This is a genomic window from Malacoplasma penetrans HF-2 (assembly GCF_000011225.1).
Lineage (GTDB): Bacteria > Bacillota_I > Bacilli_A > Mycoplasmatales > Mycoplasmoidaceae > Malacoplasma > Malacoplasma penetrans.
In genome coordinates, this window is record NC_004432.1 from 1,146,802 (window position 1) to 1,171,879 (window position 25,078).

Here is a 25,078-nt window from a genome sequence, read left to right on the forward strand (position 1 = left end):
CCTTATTTTTATTTTTTACTAGCTAAATAATTTTCTAAAATTATTGAAGCTGCAATCATATCTTTATTCTTTTTTAACTTACTTGTTTTAACATTAAAATTCATCAAAGATTCTTTTGAACTCTTTGTACTGTAAGATTCATCAAAAAAACATATTTCAATATTTTTATTTTTCAAAAGTTCACTTAATTGATTTTTGAAATCAATAATTAGTTGATGTCTTTCAGAAACATAAGAATTTTGAGTTTTTGGAAACCCAATTACAATCTCTTTAATATTTTCTTCTTCTACAATTTCTAGAATCTTTTTGAACTTTAATTCATTATTTGTAATTTCACAATATGGTAAACAGAGATTTAAATTAATATCATTAATTGCAGTTCCAATTATCTTAGTTCCAAAATCAATTGCTAAAATCTTACTATTTAAGTTTTGCATTAATTGTATCTAAAATCTTATTAAGTTCTTTTTCATCAATTTTTAAAATTGTACCTTGAACCAAATATGATCTACCTCCACCTTTACCACCTAATTTGGCATTTAAATCTTTAGCATATAAATTGAAATCTAAATTATTATTTTTAGCAAAAGATTCATTACTACACAATACATATTGGATTACACCATCAACTTCATTAATCACTAAAAAAACAGTTGACTTAGCTTCATTGATTGCTAAAACTAGTGAATTAAATAAAAGCTTTCTATCAATATCTTTTAATAAGAAAAGTTTTGTTGATTCTTTTACTTCAGTAAATTTATTTTTAATTTCATTAGATTCTTTACTTAAGTTTTCTTTCTCTTTTCTAATCACTAAAGTGTTAATTTTATTTTTTAAAATTTCATTAATTTCTTTAAGTTCTAAATAATGGATAGAATTAATATCTGTCTTTTTATATTTTTCTACTTCATCATCTTTAATATTTAATTCTTTATATTTTTTAAAGTAATTATTAAAATCATCAATTGCTTTTTTGATTACATTATTCTTAAATTTATCTACTAAATAATTTGAAGAAACTGCTTCAATTCTTCAAGAACCAGAACCCTTAGAAGTTAGTCCTGTAACCATAAAGTCTTCAATATCTCCAGTATTGTAAACATGAGTTCCACCACATATTTCAATAGATTCTGGACATAAATATAAAACTCTTAGTTTCCCACTAATTTTTTTATAAACTTGTTCAAAATAACCAATAGCACCCATTTCTTTTGCTTCATCTAAAGTTTTCATTAAAACTTGAGTTGGATTTTTAGTAGCAATAATTCTTTTAACTTCTTTTTCAACGCCTAAAATTTCTTTGTAAGTTAGTTTTCTATTGAAACTGAAGTCTAATGTAATTTTTTCAATTGATTTAAAAGCACCCTCTTGTTTAATAGTGGGTGATACAACTCTTTTTAAAGCAGAATGCATTAAGTGTTCAGAAGAGTGTTGCTTTCTAATAATGTTTCTATCAAAAGAATTAATTTGACCATCCACTTTTTCACCAATTTTAAAAGTACCTTTAACTACTTTATGTAAGTGATATCCTTGTGGACTTTTAATTACATCTACAACATCAAATTTATTAATTTTACCGGTGTCATGTTCTTGACCACCAGTAGTAGCAAAAAAACAAGTTTTATCTAAAATAACTCAACAATCTTTATTTTTGATTTCTTCAACTGGTTTTCAATTCTCATCAAATATTTTTAAAACTTTTGAATTTTTAACTGATTCAATTTCATAATCAAAAGAAGAATCTAAAGTTGGTAAATTTAATAATTCTTCATTTTGATTTTCCATCCCTTTTACCGATGCATTAGCATTAGCAATTAATCTATGTTCATCAAATAGTTTTTCAAATTCATCAAACTCAATTTTTAATTTAGAGATTGATATTTTTTTATCACTTGGATTAATTGAATTAATAATATCTTCAGCTAATTTTAAATTCTTAGCATCCTTTGACTGAGTTAACAGTTCTTGTAAACTTTGAACAATTTCAATTGGGAATCCATATGTTGTAACTAAATTAAATAAATCACTTGCATCAAGAAGTTTTTTATTTAATAACTCATTTAATTTTTTGAATGAATTATTAATTGATTCACAGTACAAGTCATACTCTAATTTAATAGTATTAATAACATTGTTTAAGTTTTCTTTTAAGTATGGGTAATATGTTTCATTGTTTGAAATAATAGTATTAATAATTTCTTTACTGTTTTCAAAAGATACTTTTAAGTAATTTAGATATAAGAAACTTCTTCTCAGTAATTTTCTTAAGATGTAGCCTCTATCTTTATTTGATGGTAATGCACCATCACTAATTGCAAAAATAACAGCTTTAAAGTGATCGATAATTACTGAAAAACATTTATTAATAAAAACTTTTTCAGAATCTTTTTTAGATTCAAAATATAGGTTGTTATCATATTTTTTATTACTATATTTTTCTATTACACTTCTAACATTTACAAATGCATCTGTATCATAGTTTGTTGGAACATCTTGTAAGATACAAGCTAATCTTTCAAGTCCTGCGCCTGTATCAATGTTTTGTCTTGCTAATTTTGTGTAATTGTTTTTACCATCATTATTAAATTCACTGAAAACAATATTTCATATTTCAATGTATCTATCATTTTCAATATCTTCAAAAAATAGTTTTTCACCTAATTTTTGAAAATCATATTTTTCTCCTCTATCATAATAGATTTCAGTACAAGGGCCACAAGGACCAGAACCAATTTCTCAGAAATTTCTAGATTTATCACACTTTAAAATATGACTTTTAATTGCACCATTTTTTACTCATAAATCAAAAGATTCTTGGTCTTCTTCATAAACAGTAATATAAATTTTTTTAGGATCTAATTTAAAAACTTTAAAAACAAGTTCAGCACCAAATTCAATTGCTTCTTTTCTAAAATAATCTCCAATTGAAAAATTACCAAGCATTTCAAAAAATGTATGGTGTCTAGAAGTTAAACCAACATTTTCAATATCATTGGTTCTTAAACATCTTTGACTATTAGTAAGTCTTTTAGATGGTGGATTTTCTTTACCAGAAAAAAATGTTTTTAAAGTTGCAACACCAGAATTTATTCATAATAAAGAATCATCATTTTTAGGGATTAAAGATTTTGATTCTACTTCAGTGTGGTTTTTGCTTTTAAAAAAATCTAATCATAATTTTCTTATTTCATTAGTTGTTAATTTTTTACTCATTGTGTTATTTCCAAATTTCTAAACTTAATAAATATCAATGTATTAATTTTAAAATAGATTATTTTTTAATTATTAAGTTTTTAAAAATTTAAAATTATCATTGTTTTCTCAATAATTTAAAAGATTTTGTTAAATATACTAATAAAAGTGAATAAATATTAGAATAATAAAAAAATATTTTTTTGTTACTATATTAGTTCGTTCATTATATAATAATTTTCAATTGAAAAAATGGAGGCAAATATGAAATTAAATAAATATGTAATATCTGAACATAATTTGAATTCAGCCTCTCTTTTTCATCTACGTTCATTTTTTTTGAAAGAAGCTTTTCTAAAGTTCAAAATCAAAGAAAACTTGCTAATCTACAATTTAAATATTCAATTAGATTTACTATTTGATTTATTAGTTGTATTTTTTTACCCATTTAAAGAAATGGATTTTAAATTTGCTATTTCAACTGATACCCAGACATTCAATTAAATACATTTTTAAAAAATGATGTTTTTAATTGTCTATTTAATTTAATTTTTATAATTTAAAAATAATGATTATGGTATGAGGTAAACGAATTGAAAAGAAAATTAATACATATAGTGCATAGATATAAGGTTTAATAATTGATAATGTGAAAGCAATAAAAAAATTTTTATTATTTTCAGTTGCTAGTTTATCAATACCAACCTTATTAACATCATGCTATTCAAACAACTCTTTTTTTATGGCTAATTATGAAAACTATATTAGTGATGATTTATTAGCAGAATTAGAAAATGGAGCAACAACTTCTAATTTATTAATTGATAACCAAGAGACAGAAGTTGAAATTAATAATTTTAACTTTAGAACTTATTCTACAAATGAGGACTTAGAAAGAAACTTTAAAACCAATTATGATGTTGCAATTCCGTCAACTTATTTAGCTGCAAAGTTAGCAAATAAAGGTGAATTACAATTAATAAATTGAGAAAAATTCAATTTATATAAATTGGATGAAAATGGAGTTCAAACCAAAGATAAAATCAAAACTTCAGTAGATGCATTATCTTTATTTTCATTGCATGCTAGAAAAGAACTTGCAGCATATGATTTAACAGATGCTTTTGCAAGAGACCAAGTAAGTGAGAATCTTAAAAGTGCAGGTTTATTAAATTATTGTGTGCCTTACTTTATTCAAGATGTTTCATTTGGATACAACTTGAAAAATAACATTTTTCAAAATACATCTGATTACAGTTGATTAAATATTAAAAATACTTTGAACAACAATATTAATAATGGAAATATAAAAAGAGTTGCAACAGTTGATGATTATTCAACTTTATATCCTATTGGAAGATTAATTGAAACAAATAATGACAGAGTTAATCCGGGTGATCATGTTACTAGTTCTCAATTAACACCTTATCAAGGTGGTTTAACAATTGAAGAAGCAACAAACACTTTTAAAGAAATGTTTGGGGACAGCAATAAGAAAAATGCTTTCTTATTTAACTCAGATTCAAACATACTATTGAATGATTTTGCAGCAGATAATTCTCAAGCAATAATTTCATATAATGGTGATTTATTTTTTGCTATGCAAGGTGGGGATATCTTCTCTAGTACTACCAATAAAAATACTTTTGCTAGATGACTAACAAATCATATAGAGAATAACCAATTAACTTTAAAAGCAGTTAAAAGTCCATCAACATTATCAGTAATGGATTGTATGGTTATTAACAAAAATAGAATGAATGATGAAAACCATGAAAACACAGCATATTCAGTTATTAAAAAAATAGCTCTTGAAGGGTCAGACCAAAGTTTGTATACAAATGCCTCAAAAACAACATACAATGAAAACTCTATTCAAGAAGTTGATGAAACTGACAACTATGTATATGGTCCAATGCAAAACTTTGATTACATAAATTACACTTCACCACTTCTTACATTAAATGCATATGTATTAAATTCAAGTTCAGCTCAAGCAGCTGGTAATGCAAATGATAAATCATTATCAACAACATTGCAAAATAATGGCTATTTAACAGATCTTTATAGTTGATTAAAAGATGAAAATATATTGGAAGATAGCTTATACAACCAATACATAGATTTGCTTGTAAGTATTTATAATGTGTCTAACAATGTAAACAATAACCTATTAACAAGAAGTCTTTCTGATTTAGTTAAAGATAATATGTCATGGGCATGATTTAATTTGAAAAGTACTTTGTAAGTATTGCAAATAATAATTCATTAAATCAATTACACTTTAATAATTATTTATTAAAATTAAATATTATTTAAGGAATTTTTATGAAAACCAAATGAGCATTTATTGACCTTGATGGGACTTTACTGAATTCTAAGAAAAAAGTTTCTATAGATAATTTAGAGGTTTTAAAAGAATATTCAAAAAATGGTGGAAACATTGTATTAACCACAGGAAGATGACCAGTATCATCACAAAAAATAAATAAAGATATTGAAAGATTTTCAAATATTCAAAACAAGTACTTAATTGCTTTAAATGGTGCTTATATCTATGATTTAAAACAAGATAAAGTAATTCATAGTAAAAGTATTGATGAAAATATTTTTAATGAAATATTAGAAATCATAAAAAACTATAAAGTAGCAGCCTGAATATATTCAAAAAAAGGTATAGAAGAAAAGAAAATTTTTTCAGTAAAAATTCCAATTAAAAAAATAATTCAAAAATTTAACTCTGGAAAAATAATTGAATTAAAAGAAAACCAAATAATAGATGATGTTGTTTATAAATTCTTATTGTTTTCTTTTCATGAAAATGAAATAGACAAAATTAAAAAAATTTTTGATGAAAAATTTTCAGACCATTTATCAATTATAAGAATTAATAAAAAAACTTTAGAAATAACTGCAAACAACACTAGTAAAGGTGAGGCAGTTAAATTTATTCAAAACATTGAGAAATTTGATTTATCTGAAACAGTATCTTTAGGGGATTCTCAAAATGATATCTCAATGTTCAAACTGTGTAATATTAAAATAGCCTTCAATGCCAAAGATAAAGATTTAACAAGTTTATCTAGTGTGGTTTATGACAATCAAAAAAAATTTAGTGAAGCTTTTAATAAGTTTGTAATTAATTATGATTCAGATCAATTTAAATTAGACACAACCATTTATATAGATTTATTAAATTGATGTAAAAATATTAGCAATCTAGAAATATATAAATACGAAAGAATTCACAACTACTTGATTGCCCAAAATAAACTAATAATAAAAAACATTTTACCAACTTGATTTTGTTCTATAATTTTTGAACCATTATTAATATCTAAAAATACTCTTTTAGAAAAAGAATATAACGAACCATTCAATGAAGTTCAAACAGAACAAATGAAAAAATATATTAGACAAAACAAGATTAATTTAATGATTATAGAATACAAGGATAATTCTTCAATTCTAGTGTGTGATCAAACAAAATTATTAAACAGCTTTGATTTAAACTTAAGTGCCTTTAAAGAAATAAAAACATTAAACCATTTTGATGTTGAAAAAGAAATTAATAATAATGTTGTTAGCATTTCTTTAGATGAATTAAATAAACTAGATTACACAATCTTTAAGACAGTGAAAACAAATGATTTTTATCATATATTTTCAAACCAAATTAGTAACCAAAAAACAAATGGTAACATTTCTAAAAAATTTAATATAAAAGAACAAAAAACCTTAGATAATTTATTAAGTGATTTAGATAAATTTATCAAACAGACTTATGAAAGTGAAAGGGAAAGATAAATGAAAACAAAAGATAATGAAGTAATTAACAGTGAATCAGAGTTCTCTGAAAAAGATGTACCCAATTTTATTGAGATTAAAAAAATTAATAAAACTTATCCTGACGGATATGTTGCAGTAAAAAATATTAATTTTGAAATTAAAAAAGGTGAATTTGTTACAATCCTTGGTCCAAGTGGTTGTGGAAAAACCACAATCTTAAAAATGATTGGTGGTTTTGAATTACCAACATCTGGAAAAATCTTAGTAAATAAAATTGATATTAAAGATTTACCAATCCAAAGAAGACCAACAGCAACTGTATTTCAAGACTATGCACTATTCCCTAATATGAATGTAGAAAAAAATATTGCATATGGTTTGACTGAAATTAGAAAGCCTATTGAAAATGTATCTGCAGATTATCAAAAGGAAAGTGAAAAATATTTTAATGATTGTTTAAAAAAATCAAAATCAAAAATTAAAGATATTGAAAGAAAAAGAGATGGTTTTTTAAAAGACATTCAAAAGTTAGAAAACAAAATCAACAACTCTAAAATCCTTAGTGAAGTAAACACTATGACAGAAGAAGAGTATGAAGAAAAAATAGAAACTTTAGAAAAAGAATATTTTGAAAAAAATAAAAAAGAATTACATAAATCTATCCCAGTTAAAGTTAAATTTATCGAATTCATTAATAACACTTTAAGCTTTTTTAGAATTAATAAAAATATTGATTTCAAAGCAAATGAAACTGATGAGTTAGTACAAACTTATTTAAAATATGAAAAAGCATATCGTGTTAATCTAATTACTAAACAAGAAATAGATTATTTAAACCATAAAGCAGCAGATTTAGACTATTGAGTTTCTTACTGACAAAATTATCCATATCAAGAAAAAGAATGATTTGATAAAAAGAAGTTAACAAGAAAATTAACAAAACAAGAAATCAAAGAAGAAGTTCAACAAATAATAAAGATTATAGGTCTTGAAGGAAAAGAAAAAAAATGACCTTCAGATTTATCTGGTGGAATGCAGCAAAGAGTTGCACTTGCAAGAGCTTTAGTTATTAAACCAGAAACACTATTATTGGATGAACCTCTTAGTGCATTAGATGCAAAAGTTAGAGCCCAAATGCAACAAGAACTTAAAAACTTACATAAAAAATTTGGAATCACATTCATTCTAGTAACTCACGATCAAGAAGAAGCTTTGACACTATCAGATAAGATTATTGTTATGTCTCAAGGTAAGATTCAACAAATTGGTACACCAAATGAAATTTATGACTTACCAGCAAATAATTGAGTAGCTAACTTTATTGGTAAAGCAAATATCTTAAATGCTACTTATTTAAAAGGAAACAAAATTAAATTATTTGATAATGTTCTTAATGCAGATAGTCGTTACAAAGATAAATTTAAAGAAAATGAAGAAGTAAATGTAATGATAAGACCAGAAGACTTTGATGTAGTTGGTAAAGATAAAGGTAAGATCAAAGTTACAGTATTAGAAACCACATATAAAGGATTAATGTGAGAATTAATTTGTGAGTTTGAAGGTGTTTTATTAACATTAGAAGCTGTTAATAAAGTTAATTTAGAACAAGAAATATATTTAACTTGAGATGATGAAGATATGCATATTATGAAAAAAGATGATGAGAATGATACATACACAGATGAAAGTAGTGAATTCTTAGCATTAACAAAAAATGCATTTAAAAAGAAAATAAAAGAAATTAAAAGTAAGAAAAATAAAAATAAGGTAAATGGTAAAAAAGGAGATAAGAATGATAACTAAATTTGGTATTTCAATTAATAAAAGTAGTTCTTCTAAATTTTTCTTATTATTACCTTACTTCTTAATCACTTTATTGTTAATAGTAATTCCACTAATTATTGTTTTTATTAAACCTTTCCAACCAACAAACGATGCAATTGATGGAAGCCAAATTCCAGTAAGTGATAATTGATCTTTTTTAACAGCAACAGTGTGAGGAAAAATTGGAATGTCAATTTTAGTTGCAATTATAGTAACTGCAGTTTGTGTGGTTTTTGGATATGCTTTTGCTTACTTTTTATCACTATCAAAAAGTATGACTTCAAAAATTGTTTCCATATCATTAATGACTTCACCTATGTGAATAAGTTTTTTAATTAAATTAGTTGGATTAAAAGAATTATTTGATACATTAGCTGGAACTACTAATAGTACTTATGGAATGATTTATACTATTATTGCTTTAATATATGTCAACCTTCCAATCTTCATTTTAACTATCTATACATTTTTAAATACTATTCCTAAAAACCTTTTACAAGCTAGTAAGGACTTAGGAAAAAATAGTTTTCAAACGTTCTTTTTAGTTATCTTACCTTATACAAAAAATGCAGTAATTAGTGGTGCTATACTAGTATTTTTACCAACACTAACAACAGCCGGTGTTACTCAATTTATGGATAACTCAAATAGTGGAAGTTTAATAGGTAGTATTATGTTGGATAAAGGGTTAGAAGCAACATCAAGTCAAATTGCGCTTGCAAGAGTTGCAACTCTTTCATTAATCATTTGTTTAGTTATCTTAGTGTTATGAACAGTAGCTTTTTTAATTCCAAAAACAATTAAACATTATAGAGGAATCAGAAGAAGCAGAAAGGAGAATATAAATGCATAAGTTAGAATTAAGTTCAGTATTAAATTTTCTTAGAAGATCTTATGTTTATATTCTTTTAGCTTTAATTTATATTCCTTTAATTTTTATTATTGTTTTAAGTTTTAATGGTCAAAGTGAAAGAGGAAATATCCTGTTAGATTTCACTAATAATCAAATGACCGGAGAAAACTGAGACAAACTATTTAGTGATACTTCAAGTGATGGATTCTTATCTAATTTATTAAACTCAATTTTAGTAGCATTATTAGTTACACCGATATCAGTAATAATTGGATTGTTTACAGCATTTGGAATGTGAAATTCAAAAAAGAAAGTAAACAATATTATAAGAACAGCATCTTCATTAAATATTTCTATTCCTGATATTATTTCTGGGATTAGTTTATCTTTATTATTAACTATAATTTGAATTCCATTAGGATTGGACTATGGGTATACAACTGTTGTAATTTCTCATGTTTCATTTTGTACTCCATATGCAATTGTTGCTATCTATCCTAGAATGGCTTCATTAAATAAAAATTTAATTAATGCATCAAATGACTTGGGTGCATCTAAATTAAAAACTTTCTTTAAAGTTATTGTTCCTCATGTTTATCCATCAATTATTGCAGCTGCAATTATAGTAACTGCTATGAGTTTTGATGATTTTGTAATCACACTATTAGTTAGTGGGAACTTTAGAACAATAGCAACAAAAATATATTTATCTGCAAAAGGTATTAAAGCTTGAATTGTAACTTTCGGAGCTTTATTAGTTATTTTATTTATTACAGGTACATTTATCCTTGCAGGTATTAAAATATATAAAGAAAAAAATAAGAAAGCTTTATGAAAAAGATAACAAAGGGAATATTTTTATTATTTACTTCAATTGTTCCTTCAGTTGCATCATCTTGTGCAAATAATGAAGGATTTTATGTGGCTAACTTTGAAAACTTCATGAGTCCAAATCTTTTATCAAATTTAGAAAATAACAAATATAGTTCAACACTAAATCTTAATAATACAGAAACTGAAATTGGTATTAATAATGTTAGTTTTAGAACTTTTTCTACTAATGAAGATTTAGAAAGAAACTTTCATACTAATTATGATGTTGCAATCCCTACAGCATATTTAGTTGCAAAATGAGCAAACAGAGGGCAATTATCTTTAATTGATTGATCTAAATTTAATTTATATAAACTAAATAAGTATGGAAATAGAACTAATGAAAAAATTCAAACAGCAACTGATGCTTTAACTTTATTCACTCCACAAGCCAGATCAATCTTATTATCTTATGATTTATCTGAAGCTTATGCAAGAGATAATATTGATTCAAATAATAACTATGGTGGTTTATTAAACTATTGTGTACCATATTTTTTACAAGATACAAAATATGCTTATAAATCTAAAGACAATGCTAATTTATTCCCTAACTCTTCATATACTTGAACTCAATTTTTACCAGAATTAAAAAATAAAATAAACAATAGAGATGTTACTAAGATTGCATCACAAAATGACTTTAGATTCTTATATTCTATGAGTAGGCTAAGTGAAACTGATGGTGCAACAGTAAATCAAACAATAGAAACAAATCAGTTAAAAACGTTTAATGAGAACATTAATAGATCAGAATATGAAAAATCATATATTAACTTTGTAGAAAACTTACCTAAAAATACTTTCTATTTAAATACTGATTCAAATAACGTTTTAAATGAATTTGCAAGTTTAACAGGATCTGATTCTATCTTGTCATATAATGGTGACATTTTATATTCAGCACAGGGCGGGGATAACTATGCATATGATGAAGAAAATCCAAGTGCATTTAAAAACTGAATTAGTCACTTCATTCAACAAGACGACATAACTATTAAAGTTGTTCAAACAACTAGTTCTCTTTACTTGTTAGATTGTATGGTTATTAATAAAAGTAAAGTTTCTAACAATCAAGAAAAAGAAAATAAAGCTTATGCCCTTATTAAAAAAATAGCATTAGAGGGGTTAGATCAAAGTTTATATCAAGCTGATGATAAATCTCAATATAATAACTCAAATAATTCAAGTTCTCATCCAATTTTTAGTCAAGGTGAAGATGAATATTTATATGGACCAATGGAAAACTTTAGTTATGTATTATACACTCCACCTTCACTTACTTTGAATGCATATGTGTTAAATTCAGCAAGCAGTTTCTCAACATATAATACAGAAAGTTATACAGGTGTTGAAAATGCTGGAATGAGTAATAGTTCAAATCTATCAAGTATTTCAGATACATTAAGTGAGAGTTTAAAAGGAAATGGTTTCTTTACAAATATTTATAATAAATCATCAATGATGAGTTCAAATATTTTTACAAATGACCAGCAATATAATAACTACATAAATCTATTAATTTCTATTTATCAACTTACTAAAAAAATATCTGTAAATGAGATTCAAACTAATATTAGTGACTTAAATAAATCAAACATGGGTTGGGCATTTTTAGATGTACAATCAAAATACTTTTAAGGTAATAAAGGAGTTAAAAAATATGTATATTTTATCAATTGAAACAAGCTGTGATGATACTAGTGTTGCAATATTAGAAGACAACAAAGTTTTAAGTTGCATTATTAAAAATGATAGTAAGCAATTAAATCCATTTGGTGGTATAGTTCCAGAAATTGTAGCAAGATACCACGAAGAAAATATCATTAAAGCATTAGATTTAGCATTACAAGAATCTAATATAAGTTTGAATCAAATTGATAAAGTTGCTTATACTAATCAACCAGGTTTACCTGGATCACTATTTGTTGGTGAAATTTTTGCTAAAACCATGGCATATGCACTAGATGTAGAATGTGTTCCAATCAATCATATTCATGGACACATTCTAAGTCCCTTTATTAATAGTGTTCCTAAATATCCTTTTATGTCTTTAATAGCTTCAGGAAAAACTACAAGTATTTTTTTAGTTAAAAGTGCTAATGAAATAATAGAGTTAACAAAAACAAGAGATGATGCAATTGGAGAAATTTTTGATAAAGTTGGAAAAGCATTAGGATATGACTATCCAGCCGGTCCTAAATTAGATAAGTATTTTGATATTTCAAAAGCAACTATCACACCATCTTTCCCTCCTGTTAAAAATGATTTTTCATTTTCAGGAATCAAAAACAAATTTTTAAGTATCATTAATAGTTCAAAAATGAAAAATGAAGAAATAGACACAATTACAATTGGTTCTTCTTTTTTAAAGTATTCAATTGATTTAATAATAAAAAAACTTAAATATTACAAAGATGAATATAGTGTAGACTGTGTGTGTATTGGTGGGGGAGTTGCAAACAATAACTATTTCAAACAAGAAATAAAAAAACTTTTTTCAGACAGTTTTGTTCCTGAAAGTAAATACTCAACAGATAATGCTGCAATGATTGGTTTTGCATATTATGAAAAAAATAAGTAATTGTTTTATAAACAATTAAAAAAAATAAATTGAAGTTTTAATATCCCTATTGTTAATAGGGATATTATCACTTTTTTATTTTCTGTCAAAAAATTGACTTGCTTTTTTTACTCATTATAGAATGATTTTGTCATTTTGATTTTTTGAAATAGAAAGGAGAATTTAATATAAAAAAATTAAATGATTTGTTTTATGATTACAAAATAAAAAAAGTAAAAATACAGAATAAGATAATTTCTAGTAGAGACATTAGTGGAAGAGTTCACTTTAATTGGTCTGAAGTTTGAGAAGAAAAAAACTTCATTGAAACAGTTGAAAACATCTTAAAAAATATCCCCAAAGAGGATAGTAAAATTTTAGTTTCTGTATATTTGGAAAATAAGATGTGAGAAGATTTTAACTACAGCTATTCTGCATTTTATAAGAGATTGAAAAAAGCTGAAAAAACCTTTTTATCATTTTTAAACTAACATGAATACATGATATTCAATTGAAAAGAGTTCGACATATTTTATTAATTCATTTAAAACAAATAAAGATCCATATAACACAAGAGAAAATTATTATTTTGATGTTAGATATGGTGAATTAAAAATAAGTTTTAATGAAAATAGAGTAATAATTGATTTAACCTTTCATGTAGCTGGAACTTTTAATTTACCCCCTGGATGCATAACAGCTGATGTAATATTGCCAGGCCAAACAGTTGGTTCAATCAGTTTATTTAGACAGCAAAATAAAATCCCTGCAGATTTTTTGTATGGTTTTCCAGACGCAAGTTCTATCTATACTGGGAGAATTATTTTGGATTCTAATGAAGATAAATTTTTATCTAGTAATGAAAATTCATCTTACCAAATTCTTGTAACCTTTGGTATCAATAGTAGTTCTTTAGGTCATATTTCTGTAGAAGACATAAAACCTAATGTCTTATCTGAATTCATATCAAACATTAATAATACATCTTTAAAATTTGATGTTAACTTATATCAAAAAAATGAATTTGATTTAGATAGAAATTTTGTATCTACAGCTAATCAAATCCACTCTATTTGAGTATCTTCTCAAGTGAAAGAGTTAGATAATACCATTACTTATGGAAGTCAAAAAAATAATTATCTACCCTTTCAATTTATAGGGTATGATTATAGAAATTTTCAAACCCCCATTAAAGACATATTTAATATAAAAAAGCTAAATAATACCTCTATTAAAATTGAAGTAAAGAAATTCAAAATTAGATATTATTTAGAAAATAAGTTATATGAAACCAATGAAATAGATATAAATAACAATGTAACTATTAGTAGTAATTTTTATACTTACAGTTTGAATGATTATCAGCTTTCATATAATGAATTATCAAATTCTTATAAATTAGAATTCGGTGATAATGGAATATTTTTTGATGACAACATAAGTGGTAGTTACTTGCTAACAGTTAAAGCTACAATTGATGGTAGTTCAAGAACTTATATTTTAAAAAACTCTTTCAATTTTGTTAAAACTTCAAAACTTAATATCAGTTTTGAATCTAATTTAAATGATCTAAAAATATTAGACTCAGATATTTATTATGAAATTAAAGAATAATAAAAAAATTAAAACATTTATTTTCTTTAGTGTGACTATTTTGGTATTAGTTTCATTAGTTGGCTTTATTACACTATTTTTCAATAAACCTCTTAATTTGGGCACAGATGCTACAGACACAAATAATTCAAATAGCAATAATAACAGTAACAATAATCAAGAAAACGCATTACCAGAAGACACAGGGTTTATAAATTTAGATATTGCTCAAATATTAATAAATAATACTGATGTTTCTTCTATTACTTTATTTGATGGAAGTAATCAAAGATATTATTTTAGTAAAGCAGCAATAGAAAAAAATATTTCAAACCTAATATACAAAGCAGTATATTTAACAGAAGATTTCAATGATGATATAGCTAACTTTGTTAAAAACATAAAGTTTAAGCTTTCTCAAAATAACAATGAACTTATAGTTAACTTATATTTATATAGCAAACTAATTAAAGAAAAGAAATATAGATCTTTTTTTAGACTGTGAATTATTCAATAAACATTTTTATATTTTAATTTGTAATTAAAAATACTAGAAACCCAAAATGACTTCTAGTATTTTTTGTAATTTAAGTTATCAATTTTTACATAGATGAATAAAAATAAAAAACATTTACCTTTTCAAGTAAATGTTTTAAATAGCATTTTATGAATAAATATTGGCTGATTATTTAATCATAACTGCTGGGTCTTTGAATTTTCAGTTTAAGAAATTTCATTCTTTACTAAACGGTACAAAATTACCATTAGCATCCTTAGTACCCATGTCTGCAGATTTTAGTAATTGAATTGGGATAAATACTAAACCACAAACTACAAAGAAGAATACTAATACAACAATAGAACCAGCATAATCACTTGCTAATGTTTTGTAAGCAATGCCTGCTTCGTCAATAGCAGTTCAGTTTACAACACCATTAGTTAAATAAGTTCCATTGTTTGAAGTAATTTGAGTAGTTAAATTAGTTACATCTGCAGCAAAAGAATTAGTACCTGCATATGAGAATATTACAGAAAGTAATAACTCAACAATTGTATAACCAACATAACCAATTCCTCAAATTAAACCAGAAACAATACCGGCATATTTAGGACTTGATCAAGGAGCTTGTTGATAAACTGATAACAATACAGGTTGAACAGCTCATAAGAAAGTTCCACTGAAGAAGATAAAGATTAACATGAATGCAAGAGCAGCACCATTACCATATCCACCAAAGTAACCACACATAATTGAAATTGCAGCTAACACAAATCCAAGAGCAAACATTGTGTGGAAGAATTTCTTTCTTTTGAAGATTGTTTTGCTATATGGAGAAATAAATACTAACCCCACAAAGAAACCAGCAACAAAACAACAAATAAATGCTGGTCACACTCAGTCATAACCTCCACCAACTACTACTGAAGAAGAAGTAGATAAAGTAGAATTTGCCATAGAAGTAGCAGTTTTTCCATTAGCAATATTTCATTCCACTAAAGCTTTTAAATTAGCCGGAGATTGTTCAATAACATTTCTCATAGTTGAAGAGTTGATAAATACAACTGAAACTAATCAAATAATGAAAATTGTAGCAAGTTTTCAAGTATAAGAAGATTTAAATACTTTACCATAAGAAACATCTGAAGATAAAGTAGTTTGGTTTTGACCTTTAGTAGCTCTTGGAATTACTTCTTTCCCTCATAAAAAGTAAAGAACTAAAATAACAGCAATTAAAACTACAAAAGCTGAAAGAATGTAAATTCAAGCATCTGTTCCATTAATTACTTGAGAAATACCAAAACAGAAAAAGATGTTAGCAAAAAATGCTCCACCATTAAATCCAAATTGATTAATAGTCATGAATTTAGGTCTATCTTTTGTTGGCATTTTAGCAATTACTGAGTTAGTGTAAGTAATTAAAGTAGTTCCACCAATAGCTAAGAATAATCTAAAGATTAAAAAGAAAGCAAAGCTTCCTGCATATACACCATCACTGTTATATTCAGCGCCAGGGAATAATTCATTTCCAGGGACACTAGCAAAGATAATGAATGGGAATGCTGCAACCATTAAAGATAACACTGTGATAACAGCATATCTATGTCCAACTTTTGCTAATAATCAACCAGCAAGAATTGATCCAATACCACGCATCAATGTGATGGTTCAATTTGGCATAGCTGCTAATGCAGGATTATTATGAACACTACCAATGTTTTGTGTATATCCACCCGCAAAGTTACTAATTGAATACCACTGAACAACAAATAAGAAATATCCTAATAAAATTAGAGATCACATCAGTACTAATCTTTTTTGACTAATACTTACTGATGAAGAATCAGATTTTTGAACCTGAGTCTGCTTTGTTGCACCAATGGTAGTTTGAGTAACTGAAGGATGAATTTGTTTTTCACCTTTAATATCCATTGATTTTTTTCCTTTCAAAAATAGTAGACCAATTAATATTGCAAATTAGTCATAACTCCATTATATAGACAAATGTGCATAAATAATTAATTTTTTTATGTGCAAGCAGTTGACTTTTTAATTATTTTGTTATAGCTATCACATAATAAAAAATATTGGTTTTTTTAAAATTAAAAAAAATTAATATAAATGGTTTTTTATAATATAAACTTAATTATCAAAATTATAAAATTAGGAATTCCATTATATGAAAATCATTAAGTTAACATCCAATAACCCATCAATAAATTTATCTAGTGAATACTTTTATTTAACAAATCAAAATTATAAAGATGATGATATCTTTTTATTTTGAAAAAATAAAAACACCATAGTAATAGGTAAAAACCAAAGTTATGCAAATGAAGTAAATCAAATTTATGCAAATGAAATAAATGCAAAGATAGTTAGAAGAATGAGTGGTGGTGGTGCAGTTTTTCAAGATGATGGAAATATTTGTTTCACTTTCATTAAAAGAAACCAAAAAAGTAAATTTAATTTTAAAGATTGTTTATATGACATTGTTGAGTTCTTAAATTCTGTTAATATCAAAGCAGAATTTTCAGGAAGAAATGACATTATAGTAAATGGAAAAAAGATTTCTGGAAATGCTGTAATGTTTCACAAAGATGATTATTTAATTCATGGAACATTATTATTTAATGTTGATGTAGAAAAAATGGTTAGATTACTAACTGTTGATAAATCTAAATTAATTTCTAAAGGTGTAGAGTCTGTTAGAAGTAGAGTTGAAAATATATGTAACTTAACCTCAATAAAGCAAGATGAATTTGAAAATCAATTTTTATCTTTTTTAGAAAACAAATATCAAACTAAACAAATTATTGAAGATTTATCAAACAATGAAGATGTTAAAAAACTAGATTTAGAAAAGTTTAATAATAAAGATTGAATTTTTGGGAGAGACTTTGAATTTAATTATCAAAACAAAATCAGAATTGAAAATGGATTGTTAGAAATTAAATTACAAACTGAGAATAACATTATTAAAGACATCAAACTTAATAGTGATGGTTTATTTTGTTTTGATTTAGAAACATTTGAGAATTTATTCATTAACCAACAATACAATATAGAAGTAATAAAAAACATAGCTAATAATTTCAATTTAAATGAAATATTAGAAGGACTAACTCCAAATAATATTGTTGAATTATTTTTTAATAATATATAAAAATTAAAAACCTTATAGAGTCTTAGATCTATAAGGTTTTTAATTTCTCATTATGCTAAAAATTTTTATTTTTTATGAAATGCTAATAACTTTATAATCAGCAAAAAAATTCTTCCTTTAAATTAATAAATAGAAGAATTTTAATTCATGTTTAGTTAATTAAATATTTTTAAGAGTTGAAGGATATTCAGATTTTGTTTTCTTTTTTAATTCTTTATATTCTTTAGAAATTTTTATTCAAATAAATCCATTTAATAAAGGGTATCTACCCATCTTTTTAATTTGTGCATATTCACCTTCTAAATTTGAAGTTAATTTTTTTAAAGACCAATATTCAATTACATTTGTTATTACCATTACTCAAAATCATAAAGCAAATATTATAAAGTAATATGGATTGGTGCTAAAAAAATCTGTTGTGAAATACTCTTTAAAAGAAATATTGTAATAAATTAATGGAAATATTAATCCAAAAAATATAGACAAAATAAAACCTAATGTAGAAACAAAAATATGCTTTGATTTTCTATAAATTTTATAAGTATTCATTTAATAACTCCTTTAAATCCTTTTTGTTTTCAATTGATTGTTATAGATAAAAAATTCAAGTAAATTTAAAAACAAATAATTCACCAACTAGAAAAATATTGTAATTTAAATATAAATTTTACAATTGCTTATTAGTATAAAGTATTCCCACTTAAGGTAAAAGGAATATATTTATCTCTCTCTCTCTTTTTTGGCATAGATATTTCTTCTTAAAAAAACTCATTACTTTTAGTTTGAAAAAAACTTCCTTGTTAAAGCAAATAACAAGAAAGTTTTTATCTCTTTATTACCCAATTCTAATATCTTCTTCTAAATAGAATGATTCTTGTTTCTTTGGAACTTTTCTAGCAAATAATAAGTTAGCAGCTGACATACTCATTTGACCAACATACATCAATATTACAAGGATTACTAAATTCCATCATTGAATTGAAGAAGAACCAGTTATTCCCATTGAATTACCAGATGTACCAAAAGCAGAACAAATTTCAAAAAAGAAAGAAGAAAAATTAAATATTTTATTAGATGAACTATATTCATCTGCAACTAGGTTTTTTCCATTAATTAAATGTGCACTAGTTATAAACACAATAGAAGTGCAAACTAAAACCAAAATTACAGCTGATAAAAATACCATATAAGATTCTTTGATAGTTTTTATAGGTATTTTTCTTTTAAACATACTTGTTTTTTCAACACCTCTATATCAACTTAATAATGACTTAATCATAATAAATAATGTTGTAGTTCTAATTCCGGCACCAGTTGACGAAGGTGAAGTTCCTATAAACATTAAAATAGCTAAAACAACTATTGATGCTTCTGTCATGTTTTGAAAGTTAACTGTTGAAAAACCTGAAGATCTTGAAGCTATACAATTAAAGAAAATAGAAAAATTTTTGTTTAATGAAGGATCTCCATGTCAAAAAGAAACCAAAGATGAAGAACCATCACTTCACTGTACATTTGCACTGATAGGGTAGTTAATTAAAGATATATTATTTTGAAAAAATGATCCACCTGTTATTATGTTTGAATCATTCATTTCAAAACCTACATAACTATTTGAACCAACATATTCTGTTAAATACAAAATAGCTAATGATACTGCACTTACTATTAGTGCAGATCATAAACAAAGTTTAGAAAAAACGCTAAGCTTAGGTTTTAAGAATCTTGCATATTCTTGCTTTTTAAAAATTTTATACATGATTTTATATTTAATTAATCATTCAACTTGATTAGATAAATCATATAAAATCGGAAAACCTATTCCACCAATTACAATAAGAATTAACATTAAAACTTGAATTGATATTCCATTAGAGTTTCTTAAAAATTGAAGAGAAGTATAACCAAACAAATCAAACCCAGCATTATTAACGGCAGATCCTGTTAAAAATATTGAATACCATAATGAAACAGGATAGTTGTGATATGTTTTTACTAATGTATTGCTATCAAATGTAAGACTCAATAAATCATTTGCTTTTTCATTAAAACCATCTCCTGGTGTTATTTGAATAATTTTACCCCCAACATTATATTGGATTTGAGTTCATGAATTAGTATTAATAAAATGTGCTCATGATTGTTGTTCATAAAATGGAATAGAATAAAACATTCCACTAAAAATTAAAGAGAAAACAATTTGAATAATGATAAAAACAAAAAAGATTCTAACAATCATTTTTGGAGAATTTGAAACCTTAGTCCCACCTCTTTCAATATTTAATAGTGATGTTCCAAATAAATCTTTTTTAGTTATTTTTCTTAATGATTTACCAATTAAATAAAACAAAGAAATATAACCAAATCCACCAATCTCAATTAAAACAAAAACAATAAATTGGCCAAAGAAAGATAAATAAGTTCCAGCAGAAGGAATAACAGATAGCCCTGTATTTGTAAAAGCAGAAGCAGAAGTAAAAATAGCTTTTAAAAAATTAAAATGATATTCATGCATAGCAGTTGCTGAATTCATATATTGATCAATAGTTGTTTCTTTTAAATTGAAAACATATTCATTATTAATGTATTGATAAGATTCATAATTGAATGAAATTGGTGTGTATAGCAAAATTGCACCAACCAATCAGATTAACAATATTCCTAAAAATATTTTTTTAGGATAGGTTCAATGCATCATTAATAAATTTTTTCATTTATCAGAGAAGAAGAAATGGTGGTTTTTAAAAGAAAAGTGAAGTTTTCTAATTTTCCTTTTAATATTCTTGACATTCAATTTCATATAAATACATTTCTCTTATTCAGTAACAGATATTATCAATTGAATATATTATATTCATTAAATTGAAATATCAGCAAATAAAAAAGACACCACATAACAATGGTGTCTTTTATTGTATTAAATGGCAGGGGTAGCAGGACTCGAACCCACAACACGCGGATTTGAAGTCCGCCGTTCTACCATTGAACTATACCCCTACATGCTTAAATAATTATACAATTGATTGAATATAATTGTTAATTAAAATTCATTTAATTATTATTTAAGCTAAATATTAAGTATTAGTTAATAATATAAAAATTTATTTTTATATATTTTGATTGTTAGTATCAGATTGATTATTTTTATTTTTTTCAAAGTTAATAGGGTCTTCCTGATAACTTTTAACATCCTGATATTCTTTATGAACATGAGAAGAAACTTTGGCGATAGCTTCATACATTATTCAAACCAATAAACCCAAGATAATTAACGGAAGCAGTGCAACAATAACTAATGCAATAATTACAACTAGTAAAATATAAACAAGTGTGTTTCAAAATTTTTTATCTTTTTTTAAATTTTCTAAACCACCAAAAAGAGAATTTTTTATCTTTTCAAATTTAGATATTCTTTTTGCTTTATAAACTTCTCTTTCTGGTTCATTATTTATATTTGAATCATTTGTACTTTTATATTCTTCTGTATTCATATATAAACATCCTTATAATAGTTATTTAATTATTTTACAGTTTCAAAAGTAAAGAGAAACGTATTTTTAAAAAGATTATTAGAATTTCATTAAATATCAAATCTTAGTGATTCAACTAATATATTTATCTCTTATATAAATAAGAACATTTCTCTAAATTTAATTTAAAGAAATGTTCTAAATATTTAAAAATAATTATTCTTCACTATTTTTTACTTTATCTAATGTCTTAGAAATCTTTTGGATTTTAAAATTATCAATTTTATTTTTTATTGTATTTATATGTGAGTTTAATGCAGTGCTAGCATTATTTCTTATTTTTTCTGCTGCTTTAAAAATAGTGTCAGATTCTTTTATTATATTGTCTAAGTTTGCAGATATATTTTTAATACTATTAGTTAAAATTTCATTTTTCATTTTTTCAAATTCATCTATTAATTCTTGTTTATCTTTTAGATTTTCACCGTGCTTAATGATTTTTATTTTTTCAATATAAAGCAATCTAATGATTGAAAGCAAGACAGTGAAGTATTCGGGTCTAGCTAAAAAAGAATTTTTATTGGCTTCATTATTTATTTTTTTAATAGAGAAGGTTTCTTCTTTTTCTAGTTCTGTAACTAAAATAGCATAATCAGCATTTCATTTTTTTCTATTAATTTCTAATCTTTCAAAATGTTGACTATTTTTAGTTTTAGATTTAGTTCCATCCATTCCTTCAGATTTTGCTTCAATCATTACACTAACTAATTTAGATTTAGTTATAGGATCAATTACTGTAAATAAGAAATCAGGCTTAGTCCCTTCTATATCTTTAGTTGTCTTTTCAAATTCACAATCACCTGTTAAACCTAAAGTTTCATTGTATTTATTAAGAATTCAGTTTTCTAACTCTTCTCCTATAACTTTAGAATTAGTGGATTTGTTTCTTAATAAGTCTTGTATTCTGCTTTCTAATTCCCCTTTTTCTTCTTGATATGAATCTTTCAGTTTACCTATTTCTTCTTTGTAGAAATCCACCAATCTCATTTTTTCATTATCTAGCTTTAATTGAAAAATTTTTTCTAATTCATTTACTTTATTAGAGTTTGCATTAATTAAATTACTTTTTTCATTTTGAAGTTTTTGTATTTCAAACTCCAGATTTTTTATTTTTTCAAAATAATCATTTCTTGTTTTCTCTATTGCGCTTTTTTCTATGTAATTTTTTTCATTATTTAAAATATTAATTTGGTTTGCTAGATCATTGTTTTTCTTTAATAAAGATGTATATTCATCACTGTTTTTAAATTTATTTAATCAGTTTTTTTCTTCTTCTTTAATTTTGTTTTTAACTATTTCATCTTTTTCTTGATCAATAATTTTTTTAATCTCACTAAAGTCAATTTCATTAACTTCATTTAATGAAAAATAATCATTTGGTTGTGCAGATTCATTAATATAAAATTCTAGTTTATCAACATCTTTTACTCTAATACTTATTTTTTTAGACATGTAATGCTCCTTTTAAAACACAACTAAATTCTATCAATAAGACAGCAGAAAAAATAAACAAGTGAAACTTAACATTTAATTAATAAATTATTAAATGTTAAACTTTATTTATATCTGTCAAAGTGGTGGTGATATATTATGACTAACAATATTTTTAAATACTTCAATATTAAAGAATTAGAAAAATTTGGAAAATTTTATAAAGTAAAAAAAGAATATGAAATCCCAAAGAAACTAGAGAGTAAATTAATATTAGTTACCTCTATTAATCCCACTCCTGAAGGAGAAGGAAAAACAACAACACTAATAGGAATTAATGATTGTTTAAATTATTTTGGGAAAGAATCTATTGCATGTTTAAGACAACCTTCTATGGGTCCTTATTTTGGAATTAAGGGTGGAGCTACAGGAAGTGGAAAATGTGAAATTCAAAACCCTGAAAAAGTAAATTGTGGATTCACAAATGATTTTTATGCAATTGAAGCTGCCAATAACCTAATTATGTCAGTAATTGAAAATGAAATATATTTTAATACTGATTTAGAAATTGATCCACAAAAAATTATCTGAAAAAGATGTATTGATATTAATGACAGATCATTAAGAGATATTAATTATCAAGTAAGTAAAAACACAAAAATAAATAGTAGTTTCTCTATAACTGCCGCTAGTAATTTGATGGCTCTTTTTTGTTTAGCAAAAAGCAAATCAGATTTTAAAAAAAGAATTGAAAATACATTAGTAGCATTTTCAAAATCTAATAAAGCAATATATGTAAAAGATTTAAATATTATTGATTCTATTATGTTAATTCTTGATGATGCGCTAAAACCTAATTTAGTATTTTCACAAGACAATAATCCAATCATTATGCATGGTGGACCTTTTGCAAATATTGCTCATGGTTGTAATAGTGTGATTGCTTTATCATGTGGATTAAACAAAGCTGAATATGTATTAACTGAAGCTGGATTTGGAAGTGAATTAGGAGCAGAAAAATTCATTAACATTTTATGTAGAGAAACAAACTTAGTTCCAAATTTAGTAGTTTTAACAATCACATTAAAAGCTATTAAATATCATGGTGTAAATAACTCTAACAACACTTCACCTTTAACTGATGAAAAAGAAAAAATAGATATTGGATTTAATAATGTAATTCATCATTTTAATTTATTAAAAAATTTAAATCTGAATGTTTGTATTGTTATTAATAAATTTAGTGATGACAACAAAAATGAATTAGATTATTTATTTAATAAATCAAGTGAATTAACTAAAACTGTAATTTCAACAATGTGACAAGATGGAGCAAGTAAAAATAAATCATTATTTGAAACTATTATTGAATCAGTCCAAGAACCAAAACCAATTAATTGAACCTACGATTTAAAAGATAATGCAGTTAACAAAATAAATGATTTATCTACAAAAGTTTATAATGGAGCAACAATAACATATAGTGATTTAGCAACAGCAAAATTAAAAGATAATGAAAACTGAATTCAAGATTATTATGTTTGTGGAGCAAAAACTCCATATTCTCCGTCTATCAAAAATGAATATATGGATACAAATAAACATGATATACATGTAGAAGATATTGAAATTAATCATGCCGTAAAATTTATAATTCCTATTTTTTCAAAAACATTTTTAATGCCTGGGCTTCCTAAAGTTCCAAATGCTAAAAAAATAAAAATTAATTTTGACAAATTTAAATATGAATAGAAATAAAAAAATA

20 protein-coding genes and 1 tRNA gene are annotated in these 25,078 nt (G+C 24.7%); 13 read left to right on the forward strand and 8 right to left on the reverse strand.

Features of this window, described 5'->3' with window-relative positions; genetic code table 4:
- Window positions 1-8: 8 nt before the first annotated feature.
- Together ruvX and alaS are read right to left on the reverse strand one after the other, a co-directional pair.
- Complete coding sequence (ruvX, locus tag MYPE_RS04385; RefSeq protein ID WP_011077674.1) at window positions 9-437, reverse strand: Holliday junction resolvase RuvX; 429 nt, start codon at window positions 435-437, stop codon at window positions 9-11.
- Window positions 421-3,213, reverse strand: a complete 2,793-nt coding sequence (gene alaS, locus MYPE_RS04390) for an alanine--tRNA ligase (RefSeq protein WP_011077675.1) — start codon at window positions 3,211-3,213, stop codon at window positions 421-423. The genes ruvX and alaS overlap by 17 nt, the downstream gene beginning before the upstream one ends.
- 243 nt (window positions 3,214-3,456) lie before the next feature.
- Between alaS and MYPE_RS04395 the strand changes: the two genes are divergently transcribed.
- The 11 genes from MYPE_RS04395 to MYPE_RS04445 all read left to right on the forward strand — a co-directional run bounded on the left by MYPE_RS04395 (window position 3,457) and on the right by MYPE_RS04445 (window position 15,204).
- A complete protein-coding gene (locus MYPE_RS04395) occupies window positions 3,457-3,696 on the forward strand; it encodes a hypothetical protein (protein WP_044891305.1) in 240 nt (79 codons plus the stop codon).
- A 145-nt stretch (window positions 3,697-3,841) separates the two neighbouring features.
- Window positions 3,842-5,440 (forward strand): lipoprotein, encoded by a 1,599-nt coding sequence (locus MYPE_RS04400; RefSeq protein ID WP_011077676.1) that lies wholly within the window; start codon window positions 3,842-3,844, stop codon window positions 5,438-5,440.
- 80 nt (window positions 5,441-5,520) lie between these two features.
- Window positions 5,521-6,999 carry a Cof-type HAD-IIB family hydrolase gene (locus tag MYPE_RS04405; protein WP_011077677.1) on the forward strand — a complete coding sequence of 493 codons (1,479 nt, stop codon included), beginning with the start codon at window positions 5,521-5,523 and terminating at the stop codon, window positions 6,997-6,999.
- Complete coding sequence (locus MYPE_RS04410) at window positions 7,000-8,784, forward strand: ABC transporter ATP-binding protein (RefSeq protein ID WP_011077678.1); 1,785 nt, start codon at window positions 7,000-7,002, stop codon at window positions 8,782-8,784.
- Entirely contained in the window at window positions 8,774-9,658 is an 885-nt protein-coding gene (locus tag MYPE_RS04415; RefSeq protein ID WP_229502222.1) for an ABC transporter permease, read from the forward strand. The genes MYPE_RS04410 and MYPE_RS04415 overlap by 11 nt, the downstream gene beginning before the upstream one ends.
- The gene (locus MYPE_RS04420) at window positions 9,651-10,502 is read left to right on the forward strand and encodes an ABC transporter permease (protein ID WP_011077680.1); all 852 of its coding nucleotides are present in this window, start codon (window positions 9,651-9,653) and stop codon (window positions 10,500-10,502) included. The genes MYPE_RS04415 and MYPE_RS04420 overlap by 8 nt, the downstream gene beginning before the upstream one ends.
- Window positions 10,490-12,172, forward strand: coding sequence for a lipoprotein (locus MYPE_RS04425; RefSeq protein ID WP_011077681.1), 1,683 nt, complete (start codon window positions 10,490-10,492; stop codon window positions 12,170-12,172). Before MYPE_RS04420 ends, MYPE_RS04425 begins: the two co-directional genes overlap by 13 nt.
- 22 nt (window positions 12,173-12,194) lie before the next feature.
- The gene (tsaD, locus tag MYPE_RS04430; protein ID WP_052270431.1) at window positions 12,195-13,115 is read left to right on the forward strand and encodes a tRNA (adenosine(37)-N6)-threonylcarbamoyltransferase complex transferase subunit TsaD; all 921 of its coding nucleotides are present in this window, start codon (window positions 12,195-12,197) and stop codon (window positions 13,113-13,115) included.
- A 185-nt stretch (window positions 13,116-13,300) separates the two neighbouring features.
- Window positions 13,301-13,585 (forward strand): MG284/MPN403 family protein, encoded by a 285-nt coding sequence (locus MYPE_RS04435; RefSeq protein ID WP_044891306.1) that lies wholly within the window; start codon window positions 13,301-13,303, stop codon window positions 13,583-13,585.
- A gap of 1 nt (window position 13,586) precedes the next feature.
- Window positions 13,587-14,708 carry a hypothetical protein gene (locus tag MYPE_RS04440; protein WP_011077683.1) on the forward strand — a complete coding sequence of 374 codons (1,122 nt, stop codon included), beginning with the start codon at window positions 13,587-13,589 and terminating at the stop codon, window positions 14,706-14,708.
- A complete protein-coding gene (locus MYPE_RS04445) occupies window positions 14,692-15,204 on the forward strand; it encodes a hypothetical protein (RefSeq protein WP_011077684.1) in 513 nt (170 codons plus the stop codon). The genes MYPE_RS04440 and MYPE_RS04445 overlap by 17 nt, the downstream gene beginning before the upstream one ends.
- 168 nt (window positions 15,205-15,372) lie before the next feature.
- Here the strand turns inward: MYPE_RS04445 and MYPE_RS04450 are convergent, their stop codons facing one another.
- On the reverse strand, window positions 15,373-17,118 hold the full coding sequence (locus tag MYPE_RS04450; RefSeq protein WP_152023097.1) for an MFS transporter: 1,746 nt from the start codon (window positions 17,116-17,118) through the stop codon (window positions 15,373-15,375).
- A 247-nt stretch (window positions 17,119-17,365) separates the two neighbouring features.
- Between MYPE_RS04450 and MYPE_RS04455 the strand changes: the two genes are divergently transcribed.
- A complete protein-coding gene (locus tag MYPE_RS04455) occupies window positions 17,366-18,352 on the forward strand; it encodes a lipoate--protein ligase (protein WP_011077686.1) in 987 nt (328 codons plus the stop codon).
- Between the two features lie 159 nt (window positions 18,353-18,511).
- On the opposite strand, the gene MYPE_RS04460 is transcribed toward MYPE_RS04455, so the two are convergent.
- The 5 genes from MYPE_RS04460 to MYPE_RS04480 all read right to left on the reverse strand — a co-directional run bounded on the left by MYPE_RS04460 (window position 18,512) and on the right by MYPE_RS04480 (window position 23,334).
- Window positions 18,512-18,901, reverse strand: a complete 390-nt coding sequence (locus tag MYPE_RS04460; RefSeq protein WP_044891307.1) for a hypothetical protein — start codon at window positions 18,899-18,901, stop codon at window positions 18,512-18,514.
- Window positions 18,902-19,187: 286 nt separating this feature from the next.
- Window positions 19,188-21,152, reverse strand: a complete 1,965-nt coding sequence (locus MYPE_RS04465; protein WP_011077687.1) for a potassium transporter TrkG — start codon at window positions 21,150-21,152, stop codon at window positions 19,188-19,190.
- A gap of 122 nt (window positions 21,153-21,274) precedes the next feature.
- Window positions 21,275-21,349, reverse strand: a tRNA-Trp gene (locus MYPE_RS04470).
- 110 nt (window positions 21,350-21,459) lie between these two features.
- On the reverse strand, window positions 21,460-21,843 hold the full coding sequence (locus tag MYPE_RS04475) for a hypothetical protein (protein ID WP_011077688.1): 384 nt from the start codon (window positions 21,841-21,843) through the stop codon (window positions 21,460-21,462).
- 195 nt (window positions 21,844-22,038) lie between these two features.
- The gene (locus MYPE_RS04480; RefSeq protein WP_011077689.1) at window positions 22,039-23,334 is read right to left on the reverse strand and encodes a DUF2130 domain-containing protein; all 1,296 of its coding nucleotides are present in this window, start codon (window positions 23,332-23,334) and stop codon (window positions 22,039-22,041) included.
- Window positions 23,335-23,472: 138 nt separating this feature from the next.
- Here MYPE_RS04480 and MYPE_RS04485 point away from each other — a divergent pair, with 138 nt between their 5' ends.
- Complete coding sequence (locus MYPE_RS04485) at window positions 23,473-25,065, forward strand: formate--tetrahydrofolate ligase (RefSeq protein WP_011077690.1); 1,593 nt, start codon at window positions 23,473-23,475, stop codon at window positions 25,063-25,065.
- Window positions 25,066-25,078 lie beyond the last annotated feature (13 nt).